This is a genomic window from Streptomyces sp. NPDC003016 (assembly GCF_053591455.1).
Genome location: NZ_JBSFTV010000031.1, coordinates 17,402 through 40,719, shown reverse-complemented (window position 1 = coordinate 40,719; position 23,318 = coordinate 17,402). Strand labels below are relative to the sequence as shown.

Below are 23,318 nucleotides of genomic sequence, written 5' to 3'. Positions count from 1 at the left end.
AGGGGTGCGGAGGCAGGAGGTCGTTTGTCCGGGGTGGAGTGCTGCGGGCGCGCGGGACGCCGCTTTGGAGGACGACACGTGCGTACGCCCTGGCGGGGCGGGGCGGTACGGGCGCCGGGGAAGGGGCGGGGGCACGGAATTCTCCCCTCCCCCGCCCCTTCCCCTCCCGCCCCTCCCCGGAACCGGGGCGCCGCCCCGGGCCCCGCTCCTCGAGCACCGGAGGGGCTGGGACCGACCGCGGGTCCTGGGGCCGTGCGGCCGGGGCGGAGCCGGAACGTGCCGCCCTCCGCACCGCCCACTCAGCCCGAGCCCGTCCCCGGCCCCGCCGTCGCCTTCAGCGCCAGCCACAGCTCCATCCGCACGTCCGCGTCGTCCAGCGAACGGCCCAGGATCTCCTCCACCCTCCGCATCCGGTAGCGCAGCGTGTGACGGTGGACGCCCAGGTCCGCCGCCGCCGCGTCCCACTGCCCGTGGCGCGAAAGCCACGCCCGCAGGGACGCGATCAGGTCGCCCCGGCCCTTCGCGTCGTGCTCGCGCAGCGCCCGCAGCATCCCGTCGGCGAAGGACCGCACCGCGTCGTCCGCCAGCAGCTGCATCACCGACCCCGCCGCCAGCTCCTCGTGCTCGACCAGCGCACGCCCCCGTCGTCGCGCCACCGACAGGGCCTGTTCCGCCTGCTTGTACGCCCCGACCGCCGCGATCGGCCCCGCCGGTGCCGACAGTCCCACCACCAGCTCGTCCTCGCCCGCCGGCTCGTGCGGCCGCGCCGCGTCGCCGCGCCGTGCCTCCGTATGGGCGAGACAGGCGTCCACCGCGTCGCCCCCGTCCGCCGCGAGCACCACCAGCCGGCCGCCGTCCGGCACCACCAGCACCGGCTCGCCCGCCCGCAGCGCCGCGGATTCCATCGCGTCGGCCAGGCCCTGGAGCGGGTCGGACACGCCTACGGCGGACGCGTTCTCCGGCTCCGCGGCCGCCGGCTCGGCGATGAGGAGGCGGAACGGGGCGTCGAGCAGCGCCCCGTACAGATCGCCGGCGACGGCCCGCGCGTGGTCCGGCTCGCCCGCCAGCAGCATCCGCAGCACCGCCGCACCCAGCCGCTGCTCGGCCGCCTGCAGGGAGCGCGACCGTTCGGTGGTCAGGGTCAGGAGCGCGATCGCCGAGTGCACGGCGTACCGCTCGGCCGTCCCCAGCGGGGCCCCCGTCCCGACCGCCAGGACGCCCCGCACGCGCCGTCCCGCGCCCAGCGACTGCAGTTCGACCCGGTCGTCCGCCTCGGCGTCGCCGTCCGTCCCGCCACTGCCCACGACGGAACTCGCAGGCGCCGGCCGCTCCCGCAGCCGTTCGACGTCGGCGGTGAGCCGGGCGGCGCGGCGCGCGGCCCAGTCGGGCGCGGCGGCGACCACCGCGCCGGAGACGTCGTACAGCGCGGCCCAGCCCTTCACGTGCGACGCGAGGCGGGCCAGCAGGTCACCGGGCCCGTCTCCGGACAGCGCCGCCTTCGTCAGCTCGCGCTGCGCCTCGAAACCGGCGGTCACCGCGCGGTACTGGTCGGCGGCGTTCGCGGCGGAGACGGCCTTGCTGATGGCGAGGAAGGGCGTACGGCGCGGCACTTCCAGCAGCGGCAGGCCCTCCTCGGTGGCGGCGTCGACGAGAGCCTGCGGAATGCCGTCGTAGTGGACGCCGATGGCGAAGCCGAGCCCCACGACGCCGGCGCCGGCCAGCCGCCGCACGTACCGGCGCATGACCTCGGGGTCCTCGGCCTCCAGCTTCACCGCGGTGACGAGGAGCAGCTCGCCGCCCTCCATGTACGGCACGGGGTCGGGGAGCTCGCTGACGTGGGCCCAGCGCACCGGCGTGTCCAGCCGGTCCTCCCCGGCGCGGACGGTGAGCTTGAGCGCCGAGTGGTGGACGAGGGAGGCGAGGGTGGGCGGCATGGACGGTCAGACCTTAGGACGGAGGATTTTCGCCGTCGCGTATGAACGGCTCATATCGATTCTGCCAGGCTGTACGGGTACCCGGCACCGCGCCGCTCACCTCCGCCGCTCACCTCCGCAGGTCGACGAGCAGCGGCGGGGCGTGCTCCCCGCGCACCGTCGTCAAGGAGAGCACCGCGTGTCCGGCGGGCACCGAATGCGCCAGGTCCGACGCGGACCACCGCTCCCGCTCGACCTCGCGCACCGTGACGGCGTCCCGCGTGACGGCCTTTCCGGTGACCAGTTTGCGCAGGGCGTGGACCGCCCGGGTGAACGGCTGATCGGCGAAGACCGTGTGCTGGGCGACCTCTCTGGTCTCGACCCACTCCGTGCCCCACGCCTCCGCGAACTGCTTGCCGTCCCAGGTGGTCACCCCGGAGAAGACCATGGCGCAGCCCACCGCGCCGAGCAGCGGTTTGTGCAGCGTCTCCGCCACGTCGTCGACGGTCCGCAGGCAGAGCACGACCCCCGCGTTGGCGGTCCGCAGCCGCCGGATGCCCCGGACCGTTTCGGCCGTGAGCGTGCCGGCGGCGTCGTCCAGGACCAGGCAGCTGAAGAGCGAGGAGTCGGAGCGGCTGGTGGCCATGGCCGTGAACTGGGCCAGGATCAGCCGGGCGAGCAGCCGCGACGCCTGGGCGTGGCCGCGTTCCGGCAGGTCGACCCGGACGCGCAGCGGGTGCCCGCGCAGGGCCCGCAGGGAGAAGGACCGCTCCTTCGCCGTGTCGAAGAAGTCGGCGAAGGCGGGACGGTCGAGCAGGAAGAGCCGGTCGGCGAGCGCCGCGCAGGGGTCGGCCGCGCTCCCCCTCTGCCGTAGGTGGGACGCCAGTTCGCGCTGCATGGCCTGGTTGTCGTCGGCTTCGAGCGCCTGGCGCAGCTCCTCGAAGGGGGCGGGTGCGCCGTGCAGGAGTTCGCCCAGTTCGGGCACGTCGGGAAACCGTCCGTGGGCGGCGCGGTACGGTCCGAGCAGCTGGGCCAGGGCCGTCGCGGCCCGGCGGCTGTCGACGCCGGGCAGATCACCGACGAGTCCCTCCGCCAGTACGGCCGCCGCCTCGTCGGCGTCGGAGGTGCCGCCGTACAGGTCGAAATCGTGGACGGACGCGGCGTCACCGGGTTTGACCACGATGTCGTACGCCTCGTCGGGGCCCAGCGGGGTGCCTTCGGCGCAGACCACCATGACGCTGCACTGCCCGGCGAGTGCCTGCAGGGCGAGCGACTCGGCGACGGGCCGGACGAGCCGGTGCGTCTTGCCCGCGCCGGGAGGGCCGACCGCGAGCAGGGAGGTGCCGAGCAGCGCGGGTTCGAGGGCGACTCCGCAGCCGCGGTGCTGGTAGGGGTTCCGGTCGTCGTCCGCGTAACTGCCGAGGCGCACCTGGCCTGCGAGCAGGTCGTGGGTGGCCGTGCGTCCGGGCAGATCACGGTCGCCGGAGGGGTGGGTCCAGGCCGCCCCGCCATGACGGCGGACGGCGTCGGCGAAGGACGCCGTCCGGGCGGGATCGCGCCGCACCGAGCTCCAGACGTGCCGTACCCGTACGCAGTCGACATCGTTCATCCGGCCGGCGGCCACCTCGGCGGCGAGCCGGTCCGCCACCTCCCGCTGGCCGGCCTCCCTGAGGTCCGGCCAGTCGGCCGCAGGGGTGTCGGGAACCGCGAGGGCCTGGCTCCGGGGAGGCTGCGCAGTGCCCCCGGCGGAGCGCCGCCGGAGCGAGCGTACGGCTCCGGCCCAGTCACCGAGCCGGGCGAAGGGCCACAGCAGGGCCGCCGTGATCAGCGCGTACAGGAGGTAGACGACCGTCGCCGCCGCATAGCGGTTGCCGCCGCCCGCCAGCCAGGCGTCGGGCACCAGGATCATCACCGGCGCGACGACGGGGACGTTCCCCGTCCAGGTGGCCGCCTGGACGAAGGCTGCGCCCAAGGCCGTGGCCGAGGCGCGGAAGGGCTGCCCGCGACTGACGACGAAGCGCCTGAGGACCTCCGTCCAGTTGCCGAGCCGGCCGAAGCCGTAGACCAGCAGCGCCGCGAAGAGCCCCTGGTACACGACTACGGCGTCGTACCCGTCCCTCGTCCGTGCCCCGCCCCTGAAGCCCGGGTACCACCACTCGGCGGGCGTGAGCAGCTTCATCGGGACGTCCCAGTACGGGATGTACCCGTTCCACCAGAGCGTCCAGGTCAGGATTCCGGACAGCAGCGCGATCAGCGCTCCGAGCAGCAGCCCCCGGTTGGCGACCACGTCCGGCTGTGCCTGCGGCGGCCTCGGGACGTGACCGTACTTCCAGATCCCGGGGGCCGGCGCGCGCCGCGGCGTGTTCAGCCACTCACCGAGTGCCGAACGGGCCGCGGGAGCCTGCGCCGGGACGGGTGGGGCAGCCGGCGGCGGCGGTGGCCCCGCCGGTGTCACCGGAGTGGCCTTGGCGCCCGGTGCGTCGTATGTGCCCTCGGTGTCCATGTGCTGCCCCTCGTCCCCTGACCGGCTCAGTGCGTGCCTGTGCCTGTGCCTGCGCAGGACCTCAATCTAGTGCCCGGGGCTGGGCAGTTCACCGTCCCGCGCCCGGCCTGCGGGACGCGCCCCGGCCGCTGCCCCTTCCCGCGGCCGGCCCCGTCCCCGCGCCCGTCCCCCGGGCGCCGGGCGGGGCGGACGCTCCGGGCAGGGGCGGAAAACCGGCGCGGCGGTCCATGGCGCTATGTCCGTCACGGACAACGACACCTCCGCACTTCTCCCGAACGGAACATGCCTCCTCCCACCCCCCACCCCTAGCCTGCGAAGTAAAGAAGCGTCCGGAACACCCCCAGGAGCCCCCCATGACCGCAATCCCGCAGGAGCGCCGCGTCGTCACCGCGATCCCCGGCCCGAAGTCGGCCGAGCTTCAGGCCCGGCGCACCGCCACGGTCGCCGGTGGCGTGGGCTCCGTGCTGCCCGTCTTCACCGCGCGCGCGGACGGCGGCATCATCGAGGACGTCGACGGCAACCGTCTGATCGACTTCGGCTCCGGCATCGCCGTGACGTCGGTGGGCGCCTCCGCCGAGGCCGTCGTACGCCGCGCCTCCGCGCAGCTCCAGGACTTCACCCACACCTGTTTCATGGTCACGCCGTACGAGGGCTACGTCGAGGTCTGTGAGGCGCTCGCCGAGCTGACCCCGGGCGACCACGCCAAGAAGTCCGCGCTGTTCAACTCGGGCGCCGAGGCCGTCGAGAACGCCGTCAAGATCGCCCGCGCCTACACCAAGCGCCAGGCGGTCGTCGTGTTCGACCACGGCTACCACGGCCGTACCAACCTCACGATGGCGCTGACCAGCAAGAACATGCCGTACAAGAACGGCTTCGGCCCGTTCGCCCCCGAGGTCTACCGCGTCCCGGTCGCCTACGGCTACCGCTGGCCGACCGGCGCCGAGAACTGCGGCCCCGAGGCCGCCGCGCAGGCCATCGACCAGATCACCAAGCAGGTCGGCGCCGACAACGTCGCCGCGATCATCATCGAGCCGGTGCTCGGCGAGGGCGGCTTCATCGAGCCGGCCAAGGGCTTCCTGCCGGCGATCGTGAAGTTCGCCAACGACAACGGCATCGTCTTCGTCGCCGACGAGATCCAGTCCGGCTTCTGCCGCACCGGCCAGTGGTTCGCGTGCGAGGACGAGGGCATCGTCCCCGACCTGATCACCACCGCCAAGGGCATCGCGGGCGGCCTGCCGCTCGCCGCCGTGACCGGCCGCGCCGAGATCATGGACGCCCCGCACGGCGGCGGCCTGGGCGGCACGTACGGCGGAAACCCGGTCGCCTGCGCCGGTGCGCTCGGCTCCATCGAGACGATGAAGGAGCTCGACCTCAACAAGAAGGCGAAGCGCATCGAGGAGGTCATGAAGGGCCGTCTGGCCGCCATGGCCGAGAAGTTCGACATCATCGGCGACATCCGTGGCCGTGGCGCCATGATCGCCATCGAGCTGGTGACGGACCGCGACACCAAGGAGCCGAACGCGGCCGCGGCCGGCGCGCTCGCCAAGGCGTGCCACGCGGAGGGCCTGCTGGTCCTGACCTGCGGCACCTACGGCAACGTGCTGCGCTTCCTGCCGCCGATCGTCATCGGCGAGGACCTGCTCAACGAGGGCCTGGACATCATCGAGGCGGCCTTCGCCGGCGTGTGACCGGGCGCGAGCTGTGAAGAAAGGGTGGGGGGCCAATGGCGGGATGGAGATCCTCCTGTCGGTCCCCCACCCCCTGCCGTACGGTTTCTGCAGATGAGAGAAACACCCCGCTCGCAGGAGACTGCGGGCGGCTCCAGGTCGGAGCCCTCCCTGCCCCGCCCTGGTCGTGCCTTCGCGCACGCGGCCGGAGCCTTCGGCTCCGGAACTCCTCACCGATCGGACGGCCGCTCGCCCCACACCCCCCGGGGCGCGCGGCAGCCCGGTCCGGGCGGCTGCCCCGGAACTACCCCCCCTGTTCCGGGGCAGCCGCCTTTCCTCTCCGGGAACTCCGAGGACTCCGGGAATTCCGAGGACGCCGGGAACTCTGAGGACTCCGAGGACTCCGGGAACCCCAAAAACTCCGGGTTCCCCGGGCCCTTCGCCCTCTGCGGGCTCTTCGGGCTCCTCTTCGCGCTGATCACCTGGCAGGTCGCCGCAGCCGGCCCCCTGCGCCGCGCCGACGAGCGGACCGGCCTGGCCCTCGTGGGCCACGGCCCCGCCCCCTTCACGGAGTTCCTCGCCGATCTCGGCAACACGGCGGTCGCGCTGCCCGTGCTGGCCGCGGCCGTCGTCTGGGCGCTGTGGCGCGACGGCCGGGGCGCACTCGCCCGCGCGACGGCCGCCGTGCTCGCCATGGCGGCCGTGCCCGCGCTGGTCGTCCCGCTCAAGTCCTGGATCGCCCGCCCGGGCCCGCTCACGCAGGACACCGGCTACTACCCGTCCGGGCACACGGCGACAGCGGCCGTCGCCTACTGCGGTGCGGCCCTGCTCCTGCGCGCGTACGTACGCCGCCACCGGTGGTGGCCACCGGCCCTCGCCCTCGTGCTCACGCCCGCCACCGGCGCCGGCCTGGTCCTGCGCGGCTACCACTGGCCGCTGGACGTCCTCGGCAGCTGGTGCCTGTGCCTGGTACTGCTTCTGCTCAGCCACCGTCTTCCGGCGCGGTACGCGCGGCCGCCTCGCGCCTCCCGGACCCCGGCGGCGCCGGACCGGTGAGCGTGCCCGGCCCGCCCGGCAGGACGGGCCGGGCACGGCGGGGATCCTTCCCCGGGCCCGGCCCCACTCATCCGGGCCCGGCCCCCTCAGCTGTCGAAGCCGAGTCCCAGCTTGTCCATGGCCTTCAGCCACAGGTTGCGGTGGCCGCCGTTGTCGTCCGACCGGGCCAGCGACCACTTGGTGATCCCGATACCGGCCCAGGCGAAAGGTTCCGGCGGGAAGGGCAGCGGCTTGCTGCGGACCATCTCCAGCTCCGTACGCTCGGTCCGCTCACCCTCGAGCAGGTCGAGCATGACGTCCGCGCCGAAGCGGGTGGCGCCGACGCCCAGGCCGGTGTACCCGGCGGCGTACGCCACCTTGCCCGCGTGGGCCGTCCCGAAGAAGGCGGAGAAGCGCGAGCAGGTGTCGATCGCACCGCCCCACGCGTGGCTGAAGTTCACGCCCTCCAGCTGCGGGAAGCAGCGGAAGAAGTGGCCGGCCAGCTTGAGGTACGTCTCCGGGCGGTGGTCCATCTCGGCGCTGAGCCTGCCGCCGAAGGGGTAGACCGCGTCGTAACCGCCCCACAGGACGCGGTGGTCGGCGCTCAGCCTGAAGTAGTGGAACTGGTTCGCGCTGTCGCCCAGCCCCTGCCGGTTCTTCCAGCCGATCGAGGCGAGCTGGTCGTCGGTGAGCGGCTCGGTCATCAGCGCGTAGTCGTAGACCGGGACGGTGTACGGGCGGACCCGCCTGACCAGCGACGGGAAGATGTTGGTGCCCAGCGCCACCCGGCGGGCGAAGACCCGGCCGTAGGGCGTGCGCACCGCCATCCCGGCGCCGGTGGAGACCAGGTCCAGGCCCCGGGTGTGCTCGTAGATCCGTACGCCCAGGCCGAGGCACGCCTGCTTGAGTCCCCACGCCAGCCTGGCCGGGTTCAGCAGGGCGACGCCCCGCCGGTCGAGCAGCCCGCCGATGAAGGTGGGCGAGTCGACCTCGGCGCGCACCGCGTCCTGGTCGAGGAGTTCGAGGCCGTCGGTGAAGCCCAGCTTCCGGGCCTCCTCGTACATCTGCTTCAGCTCTTCGAGCTGGTGCGGCTCGGTGGCGACGTCGATCTCGCCGGTGCGCTCGAAGTCGCAGTCGATGCCGTACGCCGCCACCGCCGCCTCGATCGCGTCGAGGTTGCGCTCGCCGAGCTCCTCCAGCTTCGCCAGCTCACCGGGCCAGCGGGAGATGCCGTTGCTCAGGCCGTGGGTGAGGGAGGCGGCGCAGAATCCGCCGTTGCGGCCCGAGGCGGCCCAGCCCACCTCGTGCCCCTCGATCAGTACGACGTCCCGCCCGGGGTCGCGCTCCTTGGCGAGGAGCGCGGTCCACAGTCCGCTGTATCCGCCGCCGACGACGAGCAGATCGCAGCGCTCGTCTTCGGTGAGGGCGGGCCGCGGTGCGGGCCTGTCGGGATCGTCCAGCCAGAACGACACCGGCTTCGCGCCGGAAAGGGATTGTGCTGCACTACGCATGGCAACTGGGGCCATGGTTTCCAACTCCTTCAGGACTTACTGGGGCTGCGCGCTTTTCTTCCGGCGGCTCGCAATGAGCTGACCGCCGAGAACCGTCAGCACGGCGATGGCGAACATGGCCGTGCCGATGACGTTGATCTGTACGGGCGTGCCGCGCTGCGCCGATCCCCACACGAACATGGGGAAGGTGACGGTCGAGCCCGCGTTGAAATTGGTGATGATGAAATCGTCGAAGGAGAGCGCGAAGGCGAGCAGCGCTCCCGCCGCGATTCCGGGCGCCGCGATCGGCAGGGTCACCCGTACGAACGTCTGGACCGGACCCGCGTAGAGATCGCGCGCGGCCTCTTCCAGGCGCGGGTCCATCGACATCACGCGCGCCTTGACCGCCGTCACCACGAAGCTCAGGCAGAACATGATGTGCGCGATGAGGACGGTCCAGAAGCCCAGCTCGGCGCCCATGTTGAGGAAGAGCGTCAGCAGCGAGGCGGCCATCACGACCTCGGGCATCGCCATCGGCAGGAAGATCAGCGAGTTGATCGCGCCACGCGCCCGGAAGCGGTAGCGGACCAGCGCGAAGGCGATCATCGTGCCGAGCGCGGTGGCGCCGACCGTCGCCCAGGCGGCGATCTGGAGCGAGAGGGAGAGCGAGCCGCACAGATCGGCGACGCCGCACGGGTCCTTCCACGCGTCCAGCGAGAATTCCTGCCAGGCGTAGTTGAAACGCCCCTTCGGATTGTTGAAGGAGAACACCATGACGACGATGTTCGGCAGGATCATGTAGGCGAGCGTCAAAAGCCCCGCGAGGACGACGAGATTGCGCCGTATCCAGCGAATCAAAGGCATCAGACCAGATCCTCCGTCCCGGACTTGCGGATGTACACGGTGACCATGGCCAGCACGATCGCCATCAGGATGAAGGACAGCGCGGCCGCCGTCGGATAGTCGAGCACCCGCAGGAATTGCGACTGGATGACGCTGCCGACCATTTTCGTGTCGGTCGAGCCGAGCAGTTCCGCGTTGACGTAGTCGCCGCTCGCGGGAATGAAGGTGAGCAGCGTGCCCGAGACGACGCCCGGCATGGAGAGCGGGAAGGTCACCTTGCGGAAGGTGGTCGCCGGGGTGGCGTACAGGTCGCCGGCCGCCTCGTGGAGCCTGCCGTCGATGCGCTCCAGGGAGGTGTAGAGCGGCAGGATCATGAAGGGCAGGAAGTTGTACGTCAGACCGCAGACCACGGCCATCGGCGTGGCCAGCACCCGGTCGCCCTCGGTCCAGCCGAGCAGGCTGGTGATGTCCAGGACGTGCAGGGTGTTCAGTACGTCGACCACCGGGCCGCCGTCCGCGAGGATCGTCTTCCACGCGAGCGTACGGATCAGGAAGCTGGTGAAGAACGGCGCGATGACCAGCACCAGGACCAGGTTCCGCCAGCGGCCCGCCTTGAAGGCGATCATGTAGGCGAGCGGGTAGCCGAGCAGCAGGCACAGCAGGGTGGCGGTGCCGGCGTACAGCAGCGACCGGACGAACTGGGGGGAGTAGTCGGTCAGCGCGTCCCAGTACGTCCGGAAGTGCCAGGTGACCTCGAAGCCCTTCTCCAGCGAGCCGGTCTGGACCGAGGTCGACGCCTGGTAGACCATCGGCAGCGCGAAGAAGACGATCAGCCACAGGATGCCGGGCAGCAGCAGCCAGTACGGTACGAGCCGCTTGCGGGTGGCGGGCTTGCGCGGAGCGGGCGGCTCCACCGGTGCGGGCGCCAGGGGCGGCGCGTCGGTGACGCTCACGCGCTCTCCTCCACCGTCTCCACGCCCGCGTCGATGTCCTGGTCGGCGTCGAGCCCGAAGGTGTGCGCCGGGTTCCAGTGCAGGACGACCTCGGCACCGGGCACCAGCCGGGCGTCGCGCTCGATGTTCTGGACGTACACCTCGAAGTCGGAACAGGCCGGGCTGTCGACGATGTACTGGGTCGAGACGCCGATGAAGCTGGAGGCGACGATCCGGCCGGTGATCCTGTTGCGGCCGGTCGCGACACCGCCCGCGTCGTCGGCGTGCGCGACCGAGACCTTCTCCGGGCGTACGCCGACGAGCAGCTTGCCGCCGCTGCGAGGCTGTGAGGCGCACCGCTCGCCGGGGACGCGGAGCTTGGCACCGCCGCAGGTGACGACGGTGTCCTCGCCCGAAGCCTCGACGACCTCGGCCTCGATGAGGTTGGACGTACCGAGGAAGTTGGCGACGAACGTCGTCCTCGGGTTCTCGTAGAGGTCGGCGGGGGCGCCGAGCTGCTCGACGCGGCCGCCGTTCATCACCGCGACCTGGTCGGCCATGGTCATGGCCTCCTCCTGGTCGTGCGTGACGTGCACGAAGGTGATGCCGACCTCGGTCTGGATGCGCTTGAGCTCCAGCTGCATCTGGCGGCGCAGCTTGAGGTCGAGGGCGCCGAGCGGCTCGTCGAGGAGCAGCACCTGGGGGTGGTTGATGAGCGCGCGGGCCACGGCGACGCGCTGCTGCTGGCCGCCGGAGAGCTGGTGCGGCTTGCGGCCGGCGAAGGCTCCGAGCTGGACGAGGTCCAGCATGTCGTCGACCTGCTTCTTCACCGACTTGATGCCGCGCCGGCGCAGGCCGAAGGCGATGTTCTCGCAGACGCTGAGGTGCGGGAAGAGCGCGTAGCTCTGGAAGACGGTGTTGACCGGGCGCTTGTACGGCTGGAGGTCGGTGACGTCCTTGTCGCCGAGGAAGACCGTGCCGGTGCTCGGGTCCTCCAGACCCGCGATCATCCGCAGGGTGGTGGTCTTGCCGCAGCCGGACGCGCCGAGCAGGGCGAAGAAGGAGCCCTGCGGGACGGTCAGGTCGAGCGGGTGCACGGCCGTGAACGAGCCGTACGTCTTGCTGATCCCGGAGAGGCGGACGTCGCCGCCTGCTGTCTTCTGCGTCATGGGGTGTGGTCCCAGGGTGGTGAGAGGGGGCGGAAGCGGACAGCGGCTCGGCTCAGGCGCCGATGAGCTTGGCGAACTTCTCCTCGTACGCCGTCTCTTCCTTGCTGCTGAGCGAGCGGAAGGCGCGGGACTTGGCGGCCATCGCCTTGTCGGGGAGGATCAGCGTGTTGGAGGCCATCGACTCGTCGATCTTCGCCAGTTCCTCGCGGACGCCCTCGACCGGGCACACGTAGTTGATGTACGCGGCGAGTTCGGCGGCGACGGGCGGCTCGTAGTAGTAGTCGATGAGCTTCTCGGCGTTGGTCTTGTGCCGCGCCCTGGCCGGGACCAGCAGGTTGTCGCTGGAGGTGATGTAACCGGCTTCCGGGATGACGAACTTGATGTCCGGGTTGTCGGCCTGGAGCTGGATGACGTCACCGGCCCAGGCGAGACAGGCCGCGAGGTCTCCCTTGCTCAGGTCCGAGGTGTAGTCGTTGCCCGTGAAGCGGCGGATCTGCTTCTTGTCGACGGCCTTCTGGATCCGGGCGACGGTGGCGTCGAAGTCGTCGTCGCTGAACTTCCCCGGGTCCTTGCCCGAGTCGAGCAGCGTCATGCCGATCGAGTCGCGCATCTCGGACAGGAAGCCGACCTTCCCCTTGAGGGAGGGGTCCTCCAGCATCTGGCTGACGGAGTCGACCTTCTTGCCGCCGGTCGCCTTGGAGTTGTACGCGATGACCGTGGAGATGCCGGTCCAGGGGTACGAGTAGGCCCGGCCCGGGTCCCAGTCGGGAGAGCGGAACTGCGCGGAGAGGTTGGCGAACGCGTGGGGCAGGTGCGCCGGGTCGAGCTTCTGCGCCCAGCCGAGCCGGATGAGCCGGGCGGCCAGCCAGTCGGTGACGCAGATCAGGTCGCGTCCGGTGTCCTGGCCGGCCGCGAGCTGCGGCTTGATCTTCCCGAAGAACTCGACGTTGTCGTTGATGTCCTCGGTGTACTTGACCGTGATCCCGGTGCGCTTGGTGAACGCCTCCAGGGTGGGCCGGCTCTTCTCGTCCTCGCTGACGTCCATGTACTCGGTCCAGTTGGAGAAGGCGACCCGCTTCTCCTCGGCCGAGTGGTCGTCGGAGGCCGGCGCGCCGCCCTCCCGCTTGGCGGGCGGGATGCCGCACGCGCTCAGTGTGCCCACGCCGCCGACCGCCAGCGCGCCGACGCCCGAGGCGCGCAGCAGCGAGCGGCGGGTGAGGGCGCCCCTGCCGGTGCTCAGGCTGCGGCGCACGGCGGCCATCTGGGCCGCGGAGAGGCGGTCGGGCTCGTACTGCTCCATGCGTAAGTGCCCTTTCGGGTGGGTGGGGCCGCTGGTCGTGCGGCGCAGTGACTATCGGTCCCCGAAGATCGTGCGGTGCCAGTCCTTGCGGGCGACCGCGGTGTTGTCGTACATCACGTGCTTGACCTGCGTGTACTCCTCGAAGGAGTACGACGACATGTCCTTGCCGAAGCCGCTGGCCTTGTAACCGCCGTGCGGCATCTCGCTGATGATCGGGATGTGGTCGTTGACCCAGACGCAGCCCGCCCTGATCTCGCGGGTGGCGCGGTTCGCGCGGAACACGTCGCGGGTCCAGGCGGAGGCGGCGAGTCCGTACGGGGTGTCGTTGGCGAGGCCGATGCCCTCGTCGTCGGTGTCGAAGGGCAGCACGACGAGGACCGGGCCGAAGATCTCGGCCTGGACGATCTCGCTGTCCTGCGGGGCGTCGGCGACGAGCGTGGGACGGTAGTACGCCCCCTTGGCGAGATCGCCGGCGGGCGCTTCGCCGCCGGTCACCACCCGGGCGTACGCACGGGCGCGCTCGACGAAACCGGCGACCCGGTCGCGCTGGGCGTGGCTGATGAGCGGCCCGAGGTCGGTGGAGGGGTCGAAGGGGTCGCCGAGCCGCACGCTCTCCATCAGCTCGGCGACGCCCGCGACGAAGGCGTCGTAGAGCGGGCGCTGGACGTAGGCGCGGGTCGCGGCCGTGCAGTCCTGCCCGGTGTTGATGAGCGAGCCCGCCACCGCGCCGTGCACCGCGGCTTCGAGGTCGGCGTCGTCGAAGACCACGAAGGGCGCTTTGCCGCCGAGTTCGAGGTGGAGGCGCTTGACGGTGGAGGTGGCGATCTCGGCGACGCGCCTGCCGACGGCGGTCGACCCGGTGAAGGAGGTCATGACCACGTCCGGATGTCCGACGAGGTGCTCGCCGACGTCCTTGCCGGCGCCGGTGACGATGTTGATCACACCGTCCGGGATGCCGGCCTCCTTCGCCGCCTGCGCGAACATGACCGAGGTCAGCGGCGTGATCTCGGCGGGCTTCAGGACGATGGTGTTGCCCGCCGCGATCGCCGGCAGGATCTTCCAGGCGGCCATCTGGAGGGGGTAGTTCCAGGGGGCGATGGACCCTACGACACCGATCGCCTCACGCCGTACGTACGAGGTGTGGTCGCCGGAGTACTCGCCGGCCGCCTTGCCCTCCAGGTGACGGGCCGCGCCCGCGAAGAAGGCGGTGTTGTCGACACTGCCCGGCACGTCGAACTCGGTGGACAGCTTGATCGGCTTGCCGCACTGGAGCGATTCGACGTACGCGAAGTCCTCGGCCTGCTCGGCGAGCACGGCGGCGAAGCGGTGCATCGCCTCGGAGCGCTCCCCCGGGGTGGCACCCGACCAGCCGGGGAACGCCGCGCGGGCGGCCGCGACCGCCGCGTCGACGTCGGCGGTGGACGCCAGCTCGTATGCGTAGACCTTCTCGCCGGTCGCGGGGTCCACGACGGCGTGTGTCCGACCCGAGGTGCCCGCGCGCAGCTGTCCGGCGATGTACTGCGCACCCTCCGCGAATCGGTCCTGCACCGGGAAGCGGTTGACCATGACGCTCTCCTCCGCCGTTCTCCCCGCTCGGCGGGTGTCGGCGTAGCTCCAGCTGGATTTGAGTGCCGATCCTGACAGAGCCACACAGGGTCAACAAGGGATTCCGTTGTTGCCTTTTGGTTACGCGACGGAATCGGTCGACCATGTGTCGCGTCGAGGAGGAAATACCGTACGGAGTGTCCGTGGCGCGCGCCGAAACGGCGTGGCATGGCCACGTTACCGGGCGAAACCCCAGGTGAAGCGGGTGTCGGCGGTGTTTTCCCTCCCCGCGCCCGGCCGGACGCCCTCGGACGCCGGACGGGCCGGATTCTCCGGGTGAGAATCCGGCCCGCAGGGCGTCCGCGAAGTGTCCGGGAGGTGGGACGGGGGGAGGGAGGACCGGCCGGACGCCGCTCTAGCCCCGGGCGGGGGCCTCGACCACCAGCGAGGAGTGCGCGTAGGGGTCGTACGAGTCGAGTTCCCTGTCGCGCTCGTCCTCGGACTGGACGACCGCCCAGACGATGACCGCGATGAACGCCGCGCCGGCCACGAAACCGACGATGCCGAGGATGATCCCCGCCAGCGCCATGCCGCTGTTCGTCGCCTCGCCGCGCTGGGCGCGCTTGCGGCCGAGGATGCCGAAGATCAGCGCGAGGATGCCGAGGATGATGCTGAGGCCGTAGGCGCAGAAGAACGTGACGGAGATGATGCCGAGCACCATCGCGGTGATGCCGAAGCCGTTCGCCGGGCCCTGCTGTCCGCTCCAGGCGGCCGGGCCGCCGTATCCCGGATATCCGGGATAGCCGCCGGTGCCGTACGGGGCCGGGGCCTGCGGGGCCGGGTAGGCGGGATAGCCGTACTCGCCGGGCGGGGTCTGCGCCGGGCCGGTGGGGGCGAGGGGCGGCGGCGGTACCGCGCCCTGCTCCGGGGCAGCTCCCGTTCCCGTCCCCGCGGTGCCCGTTCCCGTGCTCGGGCCGAAGCCCGGTGCCGGTTCTCCGGTCGGCACCGATGTGATCGTCTGCTGGTCGTGCACCGGAGGCGGACCGGCCTGCGGCTTGTCCAGCGGCACCGTGCGCTCGGGCGGTGCCCAGGGGTCTCGCGGCCGCTCGGGCGGCGGGCCCGAGGGGTGCTGTGCGTTGTCTGACATGTGCCTCCCCCATCGTGGTTCCGTCATGCTACGGCCTGCGTTCCGGGCCGTACCGCCCGCCTACGATGACCTCTGAACCGCCCCCCAGGGCCCGTACAACCCGTACATCCGGAGGATCCGATGACCGATCTGCACCCCTTCATCGCGGGGCTGCCCAAGGCCGAACTGCATGTGCACCACGTCGGATCCGCCTCGCCCCGCATCGTCGCCGAGCTGGCCGCCCGCCACCCCGACTCCAGGGTCCCGACCGACCCCGAGGCGCTCGCGGACTACTTCACCTTCACCGACTTCGCGCACTTCGTCGAGGTCTACCTCTCCGTCGTGGACCTGATCCGCACCCCGGAGGACGTCCGGCTGCTGACCTTCGAGGTCGCCCGCGACATGGCCAGGCAGAACATCCGGTACGCCGAGCTGACCGTCACGCCGTTCAGCTCGACCCGCCGGGGCATCGACGAGAAGGCCTTCATGGAGGCGATCGAGGACGCCCGCAGGGCGGCGGAGGCCGAGCTGGGCACCGTACTGCGCTGGTGCTTCGACATCCCCGGCGAGGCCGGCCTGGAGGCGGCGGAGGAGACGGCGAGGCTGGCCGTGGACCTGCACCCCGAGGGCCTGGTGTCGTTCGGTCTCGGCGGGCCCGAGATCGGCGTACCGCGTCCGCAGTTCAAGCCGTACTTCGACCGGGCGATCGCGGCCGGGCTGCGCTCGGTGCCGCACGCCGGCGAGACGACCGGGCCGCAGACGATCTGGGACGCGCTGAACGACCTGCGCGCCGAGCGCATCGGCCACGGCACCAGCGCCGTCCAGGACCCGCGGCTGCTGGCCCACCTGGCCGAGCACCGCATCCCGCTGGAGGTCTGCCCGACGTCCAACATCGCGACGCGCGCCGTGGCCACGCTGGACGAGCACCCGCTGAAGGAGATGGTGGACGCGGGCGTGCTGGTCACCGTCAACAGCGACGACCCGCCGATGTTCGGCACCGACCTCAACAGCGAGTACGGCGTGGCGGCCCGTCTGCTCGGCCTCGACGAGCACGGGGTCGCCGGCCTCGCCAGGAACGCCGTGGAGGCGTCCTTCCTCGACCCGGCGGGCAAGGCGCGGATCGCCGCCGAGATCGACGCGTACACCGCGGACTGGCTCGCGCGGCGGTAACGCCCCGGACAATGGGCCCATGTCCTTGTCCATGTCCGGGCGGTCCACGCGGTCCACGCGGCCCACGAGCGCCGTCACCGCCGTGGCTCACCGCGGCGACCCGTACCGGTTCCGTGAGAACACCCTCGCCTCGCTCCGCTCCGCGGTGGAGCGGGGCGCGGACGCCGTCGAGATCGACGTCCGGCCGACCCGCGACGGCGTCCCCGTGCTGCTGCACGACGACTCGCTCAAGCGGCTGTGGGGCCACGACCGGCTGCTCGGGTCCGTCACCGAGAAGGACCTGCGCGAGCTCACCGGCGGCGGCGTGCCCACCCTGCGCGAGGCGCTGCACGCCGCCGGCGACCGCCGCCTCATGATCGACCTGCCGGGTGCCACCGCCGAGTCGGTGCGCACGGTGGTCGGCGTCGTCCGCGAGTCCGGGTCCGGCGAGCGCGTCTACTACTGCGGGGGCGTCTTGGCCATGGCGGCCGTACGCGCCGCCGACCCCGGCGCCGAGATCGCCATGACCTGGACGACCCTCACCCCGCCCCGCGCCACGCTGCTCGACGCGGTGAGGCCCCGCTGGCTCAACTACCGGTTCGGGCTGATCGGCCGCGACCTGACGGACCGCGTGCACCGGGACGGGCTGCTGGTCTCCGCGTGGACCGCCGACACCGGGTTCACGATGCGCCGCCTGATCGGCCGCGGCGTCGACTCCATCACCACCAACCGGATCGACGTCCTGTGCGCGCTCACCAAGGTCCCTCTCCCGTAGGCGAGTCGGCCCCTGCGGCATGATGGCCGAATGGACAGAATCCGCACGGACATCGCACACAATGCCCGCGTCTGGAACCACTGGCTCGGCGGCAAGGACAACTATCCCGTCGACCGCGCGGTGGGCGACCGGGTCACCGGCATGTACCCCGGCATCGGCGAAGTGGCGCGCGCGGACCGGGAGTTCCTCAAGCGGTCGGTGAGCCACCTGGTGGCGGACGCCGGAGTGCGGCAGTTCCTGGACATCGGCACCGGCCTGCCCACGGCCGACAACACCCACGAGGTCGCCCAGCGCATCGCCCCCGACGCGCGTGTCGTGTACGTCGACAACGACCCGATCGTGCTGGCCCACGCCCGCGCGCTGCTCACCGGTGGCCCCGGCGGCGTGACCGAGTACATCGACGCGGACGCCCACGCCCCGGCGGAGATCCTGCGCGCCGCGGCGCCGGTACTGGATTTCGGGCAGCCGGTCGCGGTGATGATGCTGGGCATCCTCAACTTCGTACAGGACACCGGAAAGGCGCGGGCGATCGTACGGGAACTGATGGACGCCGTACCGTCCGGCAGCCACCTGGTGCTCACCCACCCCACCCTCGAACTGGGCGGGGAGGGCAACGCGGAGGCGATGCGGTTCTGGAACGGGAACGCCACGCCGCCGATCGTGGCGCGCGACCGCGCCGAGTTCGCGTCCTTCCTCGACGGCCTGGAGATCCTGGAGCCCGGCATCGTGTCCTGTGCGCGCTGGCGCGCCGAGGAGGGCGCGCCGGAGGTGGCCCAGTTCGGCGCGGTGGCCCGCAAGCCCTGATGGCCGTAAGGGGCCGGGGCGCCGCCGCACGCGGTCCGGGCGCGCGGCTGCGCGGCGCCGGCCCGTGGGCGGCGGACGTGGGGGCGCCCTGCTGGTGCAGGCGGCGATGACCATGCCGTGGGTGATTCCGCGGAGCCCCGGCCTGCCGGAACCGACCCTGACCGCGTCTCTGCTGACCACGCTCACGGTGGTGCCGCGGCTCGCGGAGGGCGAGGCGACGCACAGCGCCGGCCTGACGTCCTGGAAGCTCGGCGGCCGCCAGGTGTGGGGCAGGACGGGCGGCCGCTGGGGTTGCAACGCGGGCATCGGCGGCACCCGCGACCGCTCCCGCATCCTCCTCTGCAGCGTCAACTCCACCGATGCGAAGGGCCAGGACAGGAACCCGGTCGTGACGGACCTGGTGCGGGCGGTCTTCGGCGCGGCGAGTCCTCGGAGGTGACCGTGAGCGGTATGGCCGTCACCATCGGCCAGTCGGTACAGCCTTGCCGGCCGGCATCAGCCTGGGCGGCCCTCAAGGCCCTCTCCCCTGCGCCGTCCGCCGACCAGCGCGAGTGACGGTCGTACGCGGGGATGTCCGAACCGTTCGCACGGGCGGATCAGCACCGGCAGGTGCCGTCGACCCACGCGGGCGACGATCCTGTGGCGCTCCTGTGGCGGTTTTCCGCAGAGCGACGGGGCTACCGGAACCCGGCACGGAACGCCTGCTCAGGGCATATATGGTGTCGACAAGGCCTGGGTGATCAGCTGCATCACCCGGGCCCGGTGTGTCAGAGCCGAGTGGGGAGAGACCGGCCCGTGGGGGAACACTTCAAGACGGACATCGGGCAACTCCAGCAGTTCCTGACGAATCTGGAGAAATGCGTCGCCGAGCTGAACGAAGCCCGGTCCGCCCTCGACCACGTGCGCGCCGACCAGATCGGCACCCCCCGGCTCGACGAGGCCTGTGACACGTTCCAGGACGAGTGGAAGTACGGGTCCGAGAAGACCAGGGAACTGATCGACGAGATCAAAGAGGGCGTGAAGGCCAACAAGAAGGGCTACGAAGAGGTCGAGGAGGCCCTGGAGAAGGCCCTCAAGCAGATCGCGGACAGGAGCCTCCCGGGTGGCGACGGGGGTGACAGGTAATGGCCGCGAACCCGTACCCCAACATCGGCTGGAACCCCGTACCGGGCATCCCGGCCGAGGTCACGAAGTTGCAGCAGAAGGTGGGCGCAGCCGCGACGGCGCTCGAGAACACGCACCGGCAGCTGACGAAGCTCACCGCCGAGAGCAGCTACTGGGAGGGCGACGCGGCGGAGGAGTTCCGCAAGAACCTCGAGGGCGAGCTGCCGGATTACCTCAAGAAGGCCGCCTCGGCGCTGCGCAGCGCCGCGACCCAACTGCACAGCTGGGACGGCCACTTGACCTCCAACCGGGGGTTGGCGAAGAAGTACGACACCGAGGCGGCCGAGAAGAAGACCGCGGCCGACAAGGCCAAGAACGCGTACGACTCGGCCGCCCGGCACCCGGACCTGAAGCTCGCCGGCCAGACCTTCCCCTCGCAGGAGGAGGCCGACAACGCGACCGCGCGGCTGCGCTCCGCCGAGCGGGAGCTCAACGAGGCGAACTCGGCCCTCGCCAAGGCCAACAACGCGTACGAGTCGCTCAACCGCAAGATCAAGGAGCTGGAGTCCGAGCACTCCCACGACGCCGAAATCGTCGCCAAGGCGCTGGAAGGCACGGCGGAGAAGGCCCCCGACAAGGGCTTCTGGGAGAGCGTCGGCGACATCCTCGGGTCGGTCGGCAAGTTCCTGGTGGAGCACGCGGGAACCATCGGCGCCATCGCCGGTCTGCTCGCCCTCATCCCCGTCCTGACCCCGTTCATGGCGCCCATCGCGCTTGCGGCGAGCGCGGTGTCCATGGGCAAGAACCTTCTGGACCCGAAGTTCAGAAGCGATTTGCTCGGTAACGGCAGCGGCATGGACCAGTTCGCCGCCATAGCATCCCTGGCCGGCGACGCGGTCGGCATCATCCCGGGCGCCAAGGCGCTGGGTGTGGCCGCGAAGGAGGGTTTCGAGGGCGCGGCCGACGGGGCCTCGCTCCTGGCGAAAACCGGGGCCGGTGCGAAGGGCGGGTTCCTCGGGGTCGGCCGCTCGGCGGGGGCTGATGCCTCCGCCACCTGGGGCGCTGTCGGGGACAGCGCCAAGGACTCGGCGAAGTTCCTGCTGGACATCAAGGCCAACGGCCTGAACGCCGCCGCGAACGTCGTCTCCTCGGCGGAGACCTTCGGCGCCGTGGACGACGACGGCACCGAGCACAACGCGGCGGAGAGCACGAAGGCCGCCGCGACGGCACACGGCCTCGCCGGATTGCTGGGGTGGTTGTGAACGGTCACGGCGAGAGTGAAGGCACCGAATGACGGTGAACGAAGTGACCATCGCACCGCAGGACACCCGCAAGCCGTCTTTCTGGTACGGGCTGCCCGTCGGATATACGTCCCTGGACCTCCTGCCGCCGGCCGAGCGGCTCATGGAGATCGTCGACCAGCTCCGTGGACTGCCCGGACAGGAACGGGACGAGGCGGACCGGGCCCTGCGCCTGTACGCGGGCATCATCGGCCTGCTGAACACCAACCGGGTGCAGGAGTGCGCGCTCGGGGTGCATCCCGACGACGCCGGTGGTTTCACGACCTCGGTGTTCACCGTGTCGACGCTGCCGACGCCGGGCAGCGCGAAGCTTGTGGTGGCGGGCCTCGCGGGCAGCGCCGCAGACGCCCCGGACGAGGGCATGCGCCCGCTGGAGCTGCCGTGCGGTCTCGGTTGCCTCGCCGAGAAGCGGGCGCCCGCCCCGCGGTCGTCCCGGCACCCGGAGAGGAGCGACGCGGCCTCGGGCCGCATCTGGCAGGGCACCGTCGCGGTGGCGGCACCGGGCGCCCCGGAACTCATCGTGCTCCAGATGGTGACCCCGGATCTCGACTCCGCCGACGACTACCGGAACATACTGCTCGGGATCGCCCGCACCCTGACCTTCACCGATCCGTCGCGAGCCACGGCCGACGGTCGGGACCGGGAACCGGAGGCGCCGACCGGCGCCGCCGCCGCCATGCGGAACGACTTCGGATAGCACCAGCCACGCTGGGGCGGACTGCAGGAGAACCAGTGCCGGAACACACTCGAGGTGCCCACGCGCCCGGAACATTGGACACCGCCGCGCTGCGGCGGAAGCTGACCAACCGGATGTGGTGGGCCGGTATCCGCAACACCGGGATCTACGGGCTCATGGCCTTCGCGATGCCGGGACTGGGCCAAGCCGCGAAGCACGCCGGCATGCCATGGGTGCCCGTGGTCGGGGGGCCGGTAATCTTCGTCGGCATCCTCGGCTTCATCGCCTCGCTCTACACCATCCCCCTCGCGGTCACCATCACGGGCAGCTGCCGCAAGACGCTCGCGCAGTACTCCTTCGACACGTTCTGCCCCCGGATCACCAAGGTGGACGGCGCCGAGGCGACCAAGGGCCGCCCGAAGAACATGACACTCACGCTGCACACCGCCGAGGGTCAGGAGTCACCGCTGATGCGGATCAACCCGGCTCCCCGGCGCGGCCCGTGGCGCAACCCCTGGCCCGAGGGCATCGAGAACGGTGTGTACGTCGCGGGAGACCTGCCCTTCGGCGCGGTCGGCTACGTACCGAGCTCCGGAGCGTTCTTCCTCATGCAGCCCGAGGACTGGGACGCGTCCGCCCACGACCGCAGGCAGGCGGACCACGACCGCACCGCCAGGGCTCGGGGTGCCGACCTCACGCGCAGAATCATCTAGCTCCGCACGACCGACGCCGCCGGCTGTCCCTCTTCTGCGCCCCCTGCACATCGCCGGCCACCGGCGCCCGGGGCGTGGGCTACAGCCCGACGATCGCGTTCCACTCCTTCGCGAACCCCACACGCTCCTGCGCCGTGATGTCCCGCGCGATCGCCAGCCGCTCCCGCATCACGTCGTCGGGGAAGATCAGCGGGTCCTCGGCGAGTGCGGCGGTCTCCCCGTCCTTGGCGGCGGCCAGGACGTCGCGCGCGGCCGGCACCGGGCAGACGTAGTTGACCCAGGCGGCCAGCTCCGCCGCGACCTCGGGCGCGTAGTAGTGGTCGACGAGCTTCTCCGCGTTGCGCTTGTGGCGGGCGAGGTCGGGGATCATCAGGCTCTCCGCCCACAGCTCCGCCCCCTCCTCCGGCACCACGAACTCGATGTCGGGGTTGTCGGCCTTGAGCTGGACGACGTCGCCCGAGTACGCCTGGCACGCCAGGACGTCGCCGCTCGCCAGGTCCTTGATGTAGTCGTTGCCGGTGAAGCGCCTGATGTGCTTGCGCCTGACCAGCTTCTCCATCTGCTCGCACACCGTGTGGAAGTCGTCGGCGGTCCAGCGCGTGACGTCGGCGCCGTTGCCCTGCATCAGCAGTGCGAAGCTCTCGTCGAGTCCGGAGAAGAGCGTCACCTTGCCGCGCAGGTCGTCGGCCCACAGCTGGGAGGTGGAACGGATGTCGTGGCCGAGCTTCCTGCGGTTGTACGCGATGCCGGTGATCCCGGACTGCCAGGGCACGGAGTGCAGCCGCCCCTCGTCGAAGGCGGGCGTACGCAGCTGCGGGTCCAGGTACGTGGCGACGTTCGGCTGCTGCGCACGGTCCATCTCCTGCACCCAGCCCAGGCGTACGAACCGGGCGGCCATCCAGTCGCTGACGACGATCAGGTCGCGGCCGGTCTCCTGGTGGTTCATCAGCGCGGGACTGATCTTCCCGAAGAACTCGTCGTTGTCGTTGATCTCTTCGGTGTAGCGGACGGATACCCCGGTCCGCTCGGTGAAGGCGTCGAGGGTGGGCCGCCGCGACGCGTTCTCCTCGTCGGTGTCGATGTAGAGCGGCCAGTTGGCGAACCGAAGGCTGCGGTCGCGCTCCGACCGGTCGGCGGCGGCCCGGTCGCCCGGTTCGACGTACGCCGCCGGCACCCCGCACCCGGCGAGCGCGGCCAGCGCGCCCGCCGCCGGGAATCCGCGGAGCAGCGCACGGCGTGACACACGGGCACGGCCAAGATCACTCATGTCGTC

Annotated in this window: 20 protein-coding genes; 10 read left to right on the top strand and 10 right to left on the bottom strand. The window is 71.4% G+C overall.

Features of this window, described 5'->3' with window-relative positions; translation table 11 throughout:
- Positions 1 to 299: 299 nt before the first annotated feature.
- A complete protein-coding gene (locus ACWDZ4_RS25015; protein WP_451510623.1) occupies positions 300 to 1,934 on the bottom strand; it encodes a PucR family transcriptional regulator in 1,635 nt (544 codons plus the stop codon).
- A 109-nt stretch (positions 1,935 to 2,043) separates the two neighbouring features.
- Positions 2,044 to 4,416 carry an ATP/GTP-binding protein gene (locus tag ACWDZ4_RS25010; RefSeq protein WP_451510622.1) on the bottom strand — a complete coding sequence of 791 codons (2,373 nt, stop codon included), beginning with the start codon at positions 4,414 to 4,416 and terminating at the stop codon, positions 2,044 to 2,046.
- A gap of 353 nt (positions 4,417 to 4,769) precedes the next feature.
- Here ACWDZ4_RS25010 and gabT point away from each other — a divergent pair, with 353 nt between their 5' ends.
- Complete coding sequence (gene gabT / locus ACWDZ4_RS25005; RefSeq protein WP_093798770.1) at positions 4,770 to 6,104, top strand: 4-aminobutyrate--2-oxoglutarate transaminase; 1,335 nt, start codon at positions 4,770 to 4,772, stop codon at positions 6,102 to 6,104.
- A 93-nt stretch (positions 6,105 to 6,197) separates the two neighbouring features.
- Entirely contained in the window at positions 6,198 to 7,139 is a 942-nt protein-coding gene (locus tag ACWDZ4_RS25000) for a phosphatase PAP2 family protein (RefSeq protein ID WP_451510621.1), read from the top strand.
- A gap of 86 nt (positions 7,140 to 7,225) precedes the next feature.
- Here the strand turns inward: ACWDZ4_RS25000 and ACWDZ4_RS24995 are convergent, their stop codons facing one another.
- The 7 genes from ACWDZ4_RS24995 to ACWDZ4_RS24965 form a co-directional block, all read right to left on the bottom strand.
- The gene (locus ACWDZ4_RS24995; protein WP_451510620.1) at positions 7,226 to 8,644 is read right to left on the bottom strand and encodes an NAD(P)/FAD-dependent oxidoreductase; all 1,419 of its coding nucleotides are present in this window, start codon (positions 8,642 to 8,644) and stop codon (positions 7,226 to 7,228) included.
- A 21-nt stretch (positions 8,645 to 8,665) separates the two neighbouring features.
- Positions 8,666 to 9,472, bottom strand: coding sequence for an ABC transporter permease (locus tag ACWDZ4_RS24990; protein WP_451510619.1), 807 nt, complete (start codon positions 9,470 to 9,472; stop codon positions 8,666 to 8,668).
- Positions 9,472 to 10,404, bottom strand: coding sequence for an ABC transporter permease (locus ACWDZ4_RS24985; RefSeq protein ID WP_451510618.1), 933 nt, complete (start codon positions 10,402 to 10,404; stop codon positions 9,472 to 9,474). The genes ACWDZ4_RS24990 and ACWDZ4_RS24985 overlap by 1 nt, the downstream gene beginning before the upstream one ends.
- Positions 10,401 to 11,552 (bottom strand): ABC transporter ATP-binding protein, encoded by a 1,152-nt coding sequence (locus tag ACWDZ4_RS24980; RefSeq protein ID WP_451510617.1) that lies wholly within the window; start codon positions 11,550 to 11,552, stop codon positions 10,401 to 10,403. The genes ACWDZ4_RS24985 and ACWDZ4_RS24980 overlap by 4 nt, the downstream gene beginning before the upstream one ends.
- 52 nt (positions 11,553 to 11,604) lie before the next feature.
- Positions 11,605 to 12,852 (bottom strand): ABC transporter substrate-binding protein, encoded by a 1,248-nt coding sequence (locus tag ACWDZ4_RS24975; RefSeq protein ID WP_451510616.1) that lies wholly within the window; start codon positions 12,850 to 12,852, stop codon positions 11,605 to 11,607.
- Between the two features lie 51 nt (positions 12,853 to 12,903).
- Positions 12,904 to 14,418, bottom strand: a complete 1,515-nt coding sequence (locus ACWDZ4_RS24970) for a gamma-aminobutyraldehyde dehydrogenase (RefSeq protein WP_451510615.1) — start codon at positions 14,416 to 14,418, stop codon at positions 12,904 to 12,906.
- 394 nt (positions 14,419 to 14,812) lie between these two features.
- Entirely contained in the window at positions 14,813 to 15,544 is a 732-nt protein-coding gene (locus tag ACWDZ4_RS24965) for a DUF4190 domain-containing protein (protein WP_451510614.1), read from the bottom strand.
- A 120-nt stretch (positions 15,545 to 15,664) separates the two neighbouring features.
- Between ACWDZ4_RS24965 and ACWDZ4_RS24960 the strand changes: the two genes are divergently transcribed.
- The 8 genes from ACWDZ4_RS24960 (at position 15,665) to ACWDZ4_RS24925 (ending at position 22,045) form a co-directional block, all read left to right on the top strand.
- The gene (locus ACWDZ4_RS24960) at positions 15,665 to 16,693 is read left to right on the top strand and encodes an adenosine deaminase (RefSeq protein ID WP_451510613.1); all 1,029 of its coding nucleotides are present in this window, start codon (positions 15,665 to 15,667) and stop codon (positions 16,691 to 16,693) included.
- 19 nt (positions 16,694 to 16,712) lie between these two features.
- Positions 16,713 to 17,447, top strand: coding sequence for a glycerophosphodiester phosphodiesterase (locus ACWDZ4_RS24955; protein WP_451510612.1), 735 nt, complete (start codon positions 16,713 to 16,715; stop codon positions 17,445 to 17,447).
- Positions 17,448 to 17,477: 30 nt separating this feature from the next.
- Positions 17,478 to 18,251 (top strand): SAM-dependent methyltransferase, encoded by a 774-nt coding sequence (locus tag ACWDZ4_RS24950; protein WP_451510611.1) that lies wholly within the window; start codon positions 17,478 to 17,480, stop codon positions 18,249 to 18,251.
- 64 nt (positions 18,252 to 18,315) lie between these two features.
- Positions 18,316 to 18,690 (top strand): hypothetical protein, encoded by a 375-nt coding sequence (locus ACWDZ4_RS24945; protein WP_451510610.1) that lies wholly within the window; start codon positions 18,316 to 18,318, stop codon positions 18,688 to 18,690.
- A 356-nt stretch (positions 18,691 to 19,046) separates the two neighbouring features.
- On the top strand, positions 19,047 to 19,376 hold the full coding sequence (locus tag ACWDZ4_RS24940) for a hypothetical protein (protein WP_451510609.1): 330 nt from the start codon (positions 19,047 to 19,049) through the stop codon (positions 19,374 to 19,376).
- The gene (locus tag ACWDZ4_RS24935; protein WP_451510608.1) at positions 19,376 to 20,617 is read left to right on the top strand and encodes a putative T7SS-secreted protein; all 1,242 of its coding nucleotides are present in this window, start codon (positions 19,376 to 19,378) and stop codon (positions 20,615 to 20,617) included. The genes ACWDZ4_RS24940 and ACWDZ4_RS24935 overlap by 1 nt, the downstream gene beginning before the upstream one ends.
- Before the next feature lie 43 nt (positions 20,618 to 20,660).
- Positions 20,661 to 21,353, top strand: a complete 693-nt coding sequence (locus ACWDZ4_RS24930; RefSeq protein ID WP_451510607.1) for a hypothetical protein — start codon at positions 20,661 to 20,663, stop codon at positions 21,351 to 21,353.
- Between the two features lie 35 nt (positions 21,354 to 21,388).
- A complete protein-coding gene (locus ACWDZ4_RS24925; protein WP_451510606.1) occupies positions 21,389 to 22,045 on the top strand; it encodes a hypothetical protein in 657 nt (218 codons plus the stop codon).
- A gap of 79 nt (positions 22,046 to 22,124) precedes the next feature.
- On the opposite strand, the gene ACWDZ4_RS24920 is transcribed toward ACWDZ4_RS24925, so the two are convergent.
- Positions 22,125 to 23,288 (bottom strand): polyamine ABC transporter substrate-binding protein, encoded by a 1,164-nt coding sequence (locus ACWDZ4_RS24920; RefSeq protein WP_451510677.1) that lies wholly within the window; start codon positions 23,286 to 23,288, stop codon positions 22,125 to 22,127.
- Between the last annotated feature and the right edge of the window lie 30 nt (positions 23,289 to 23,318).

Bases quoted from the DNA above. Each gene is read 5' to 3' on its own strand.
- ACWDZ4_RS24950 (WP_451510611.1), top strand. From the start codon at position 17,478: ATGGACAGAATCCGCACGGACATCGCACACAATGCCCGCGTCTGGAAC.
- ACWDZ4_RS24965 (WP_451510614.1), bottom strand. From the start codon at position 15,544: ATGTCAGACAACGCACAGCACCCCTCGGGCCCGCCGCCCGAGCGGCCG.
- gabT (WP_093798770.1), top strand. From the start codon at position 4,770: ATGACCGCAATCCCGCAGGAGCGCCGCGTCGTCACCGCGATCCCCGGC.
- ACWDZ4_RS25015 (WP_451510623.1), bottom strand. From the start codon at position 1,934: ATGCCGCCCACCCTCGCCTCCCTCGTCCACCACTCGGCGCTCAAGCTC.
- ACWDZ4_RS24975 (WP_451510616.1), bottom strand. From the start codon at position 12,852: ATGGAGCAGTACGAGCCCGACCGCCTCTCCGCGGCCCAGATGGCCGCC.
- ACWDZ4_RS24960 (WP_451510613.1), top strand. From the start codon at position 15,665: ATGACCGATCTGCACCCCTTCATCGCGGGGCTGCCCAAGGCCGAACTG.
- ACWDZ4_RS25010 (WP_451510622.1), bottom strand. From the start codon at position 4,416: ATGGACACCGAGGGCACATACGACGCACCGGGCGCCAAGGCCACTCCG.
- ACWDZ4_RS24955 (WP_451510612.1), top strand. From the start codon at position 16,713: ATGTCCTTGTCCATGTCCGGGCGGTCCACGCGGTCCACGCGGCCCACG.
- ACWDZ4_RS24990 (WP_451510619.1), bottom strand. From the start codon at position 9,472: ATGCCTTTGATTCGCTGGATACGGCGCAATCTCGTCGTCCTCGCGGGG.
- ACWDZ4_RS24970 (WP_451510615.1), bottom strand. From the start codon at position 14,418: ATGGTCAACCGCTTCCCGGTGCAGGACCGATTCGCGGAGGGTGCGCAG.
- ACWDZ4_RS24935 (WP_451510608.1), top strand. From the start codon at position 19,376: ATGGCCGCGAACCCGTACCCCAACATCGGCTGGAACCCCGTACCGGGC.
- ACWDZ4_RS25000 (WP_451510621.1), top strand. From the start codon at position 6,198: ATGAGAGAAACACCCCGCTCGCAGGAGACTGCGGGCGGCTCCAGGTCG.
- ACWDZ4_RS24980 (WP_451510617.1), bottom strand. From the start codon at position 11,552: ATGACGCAGAAGACAGCAGGCGGCGACGTCCGCCTCTCCGGGATCAGC.
- ACWDZ4_RS24995 (WP_451510620.1), bottom strand. From the start codon at position 8,644: ATGGCCCCAGTTGCCATGCGTAGTGCAGCACAATCCCTTTCCGGCGCG.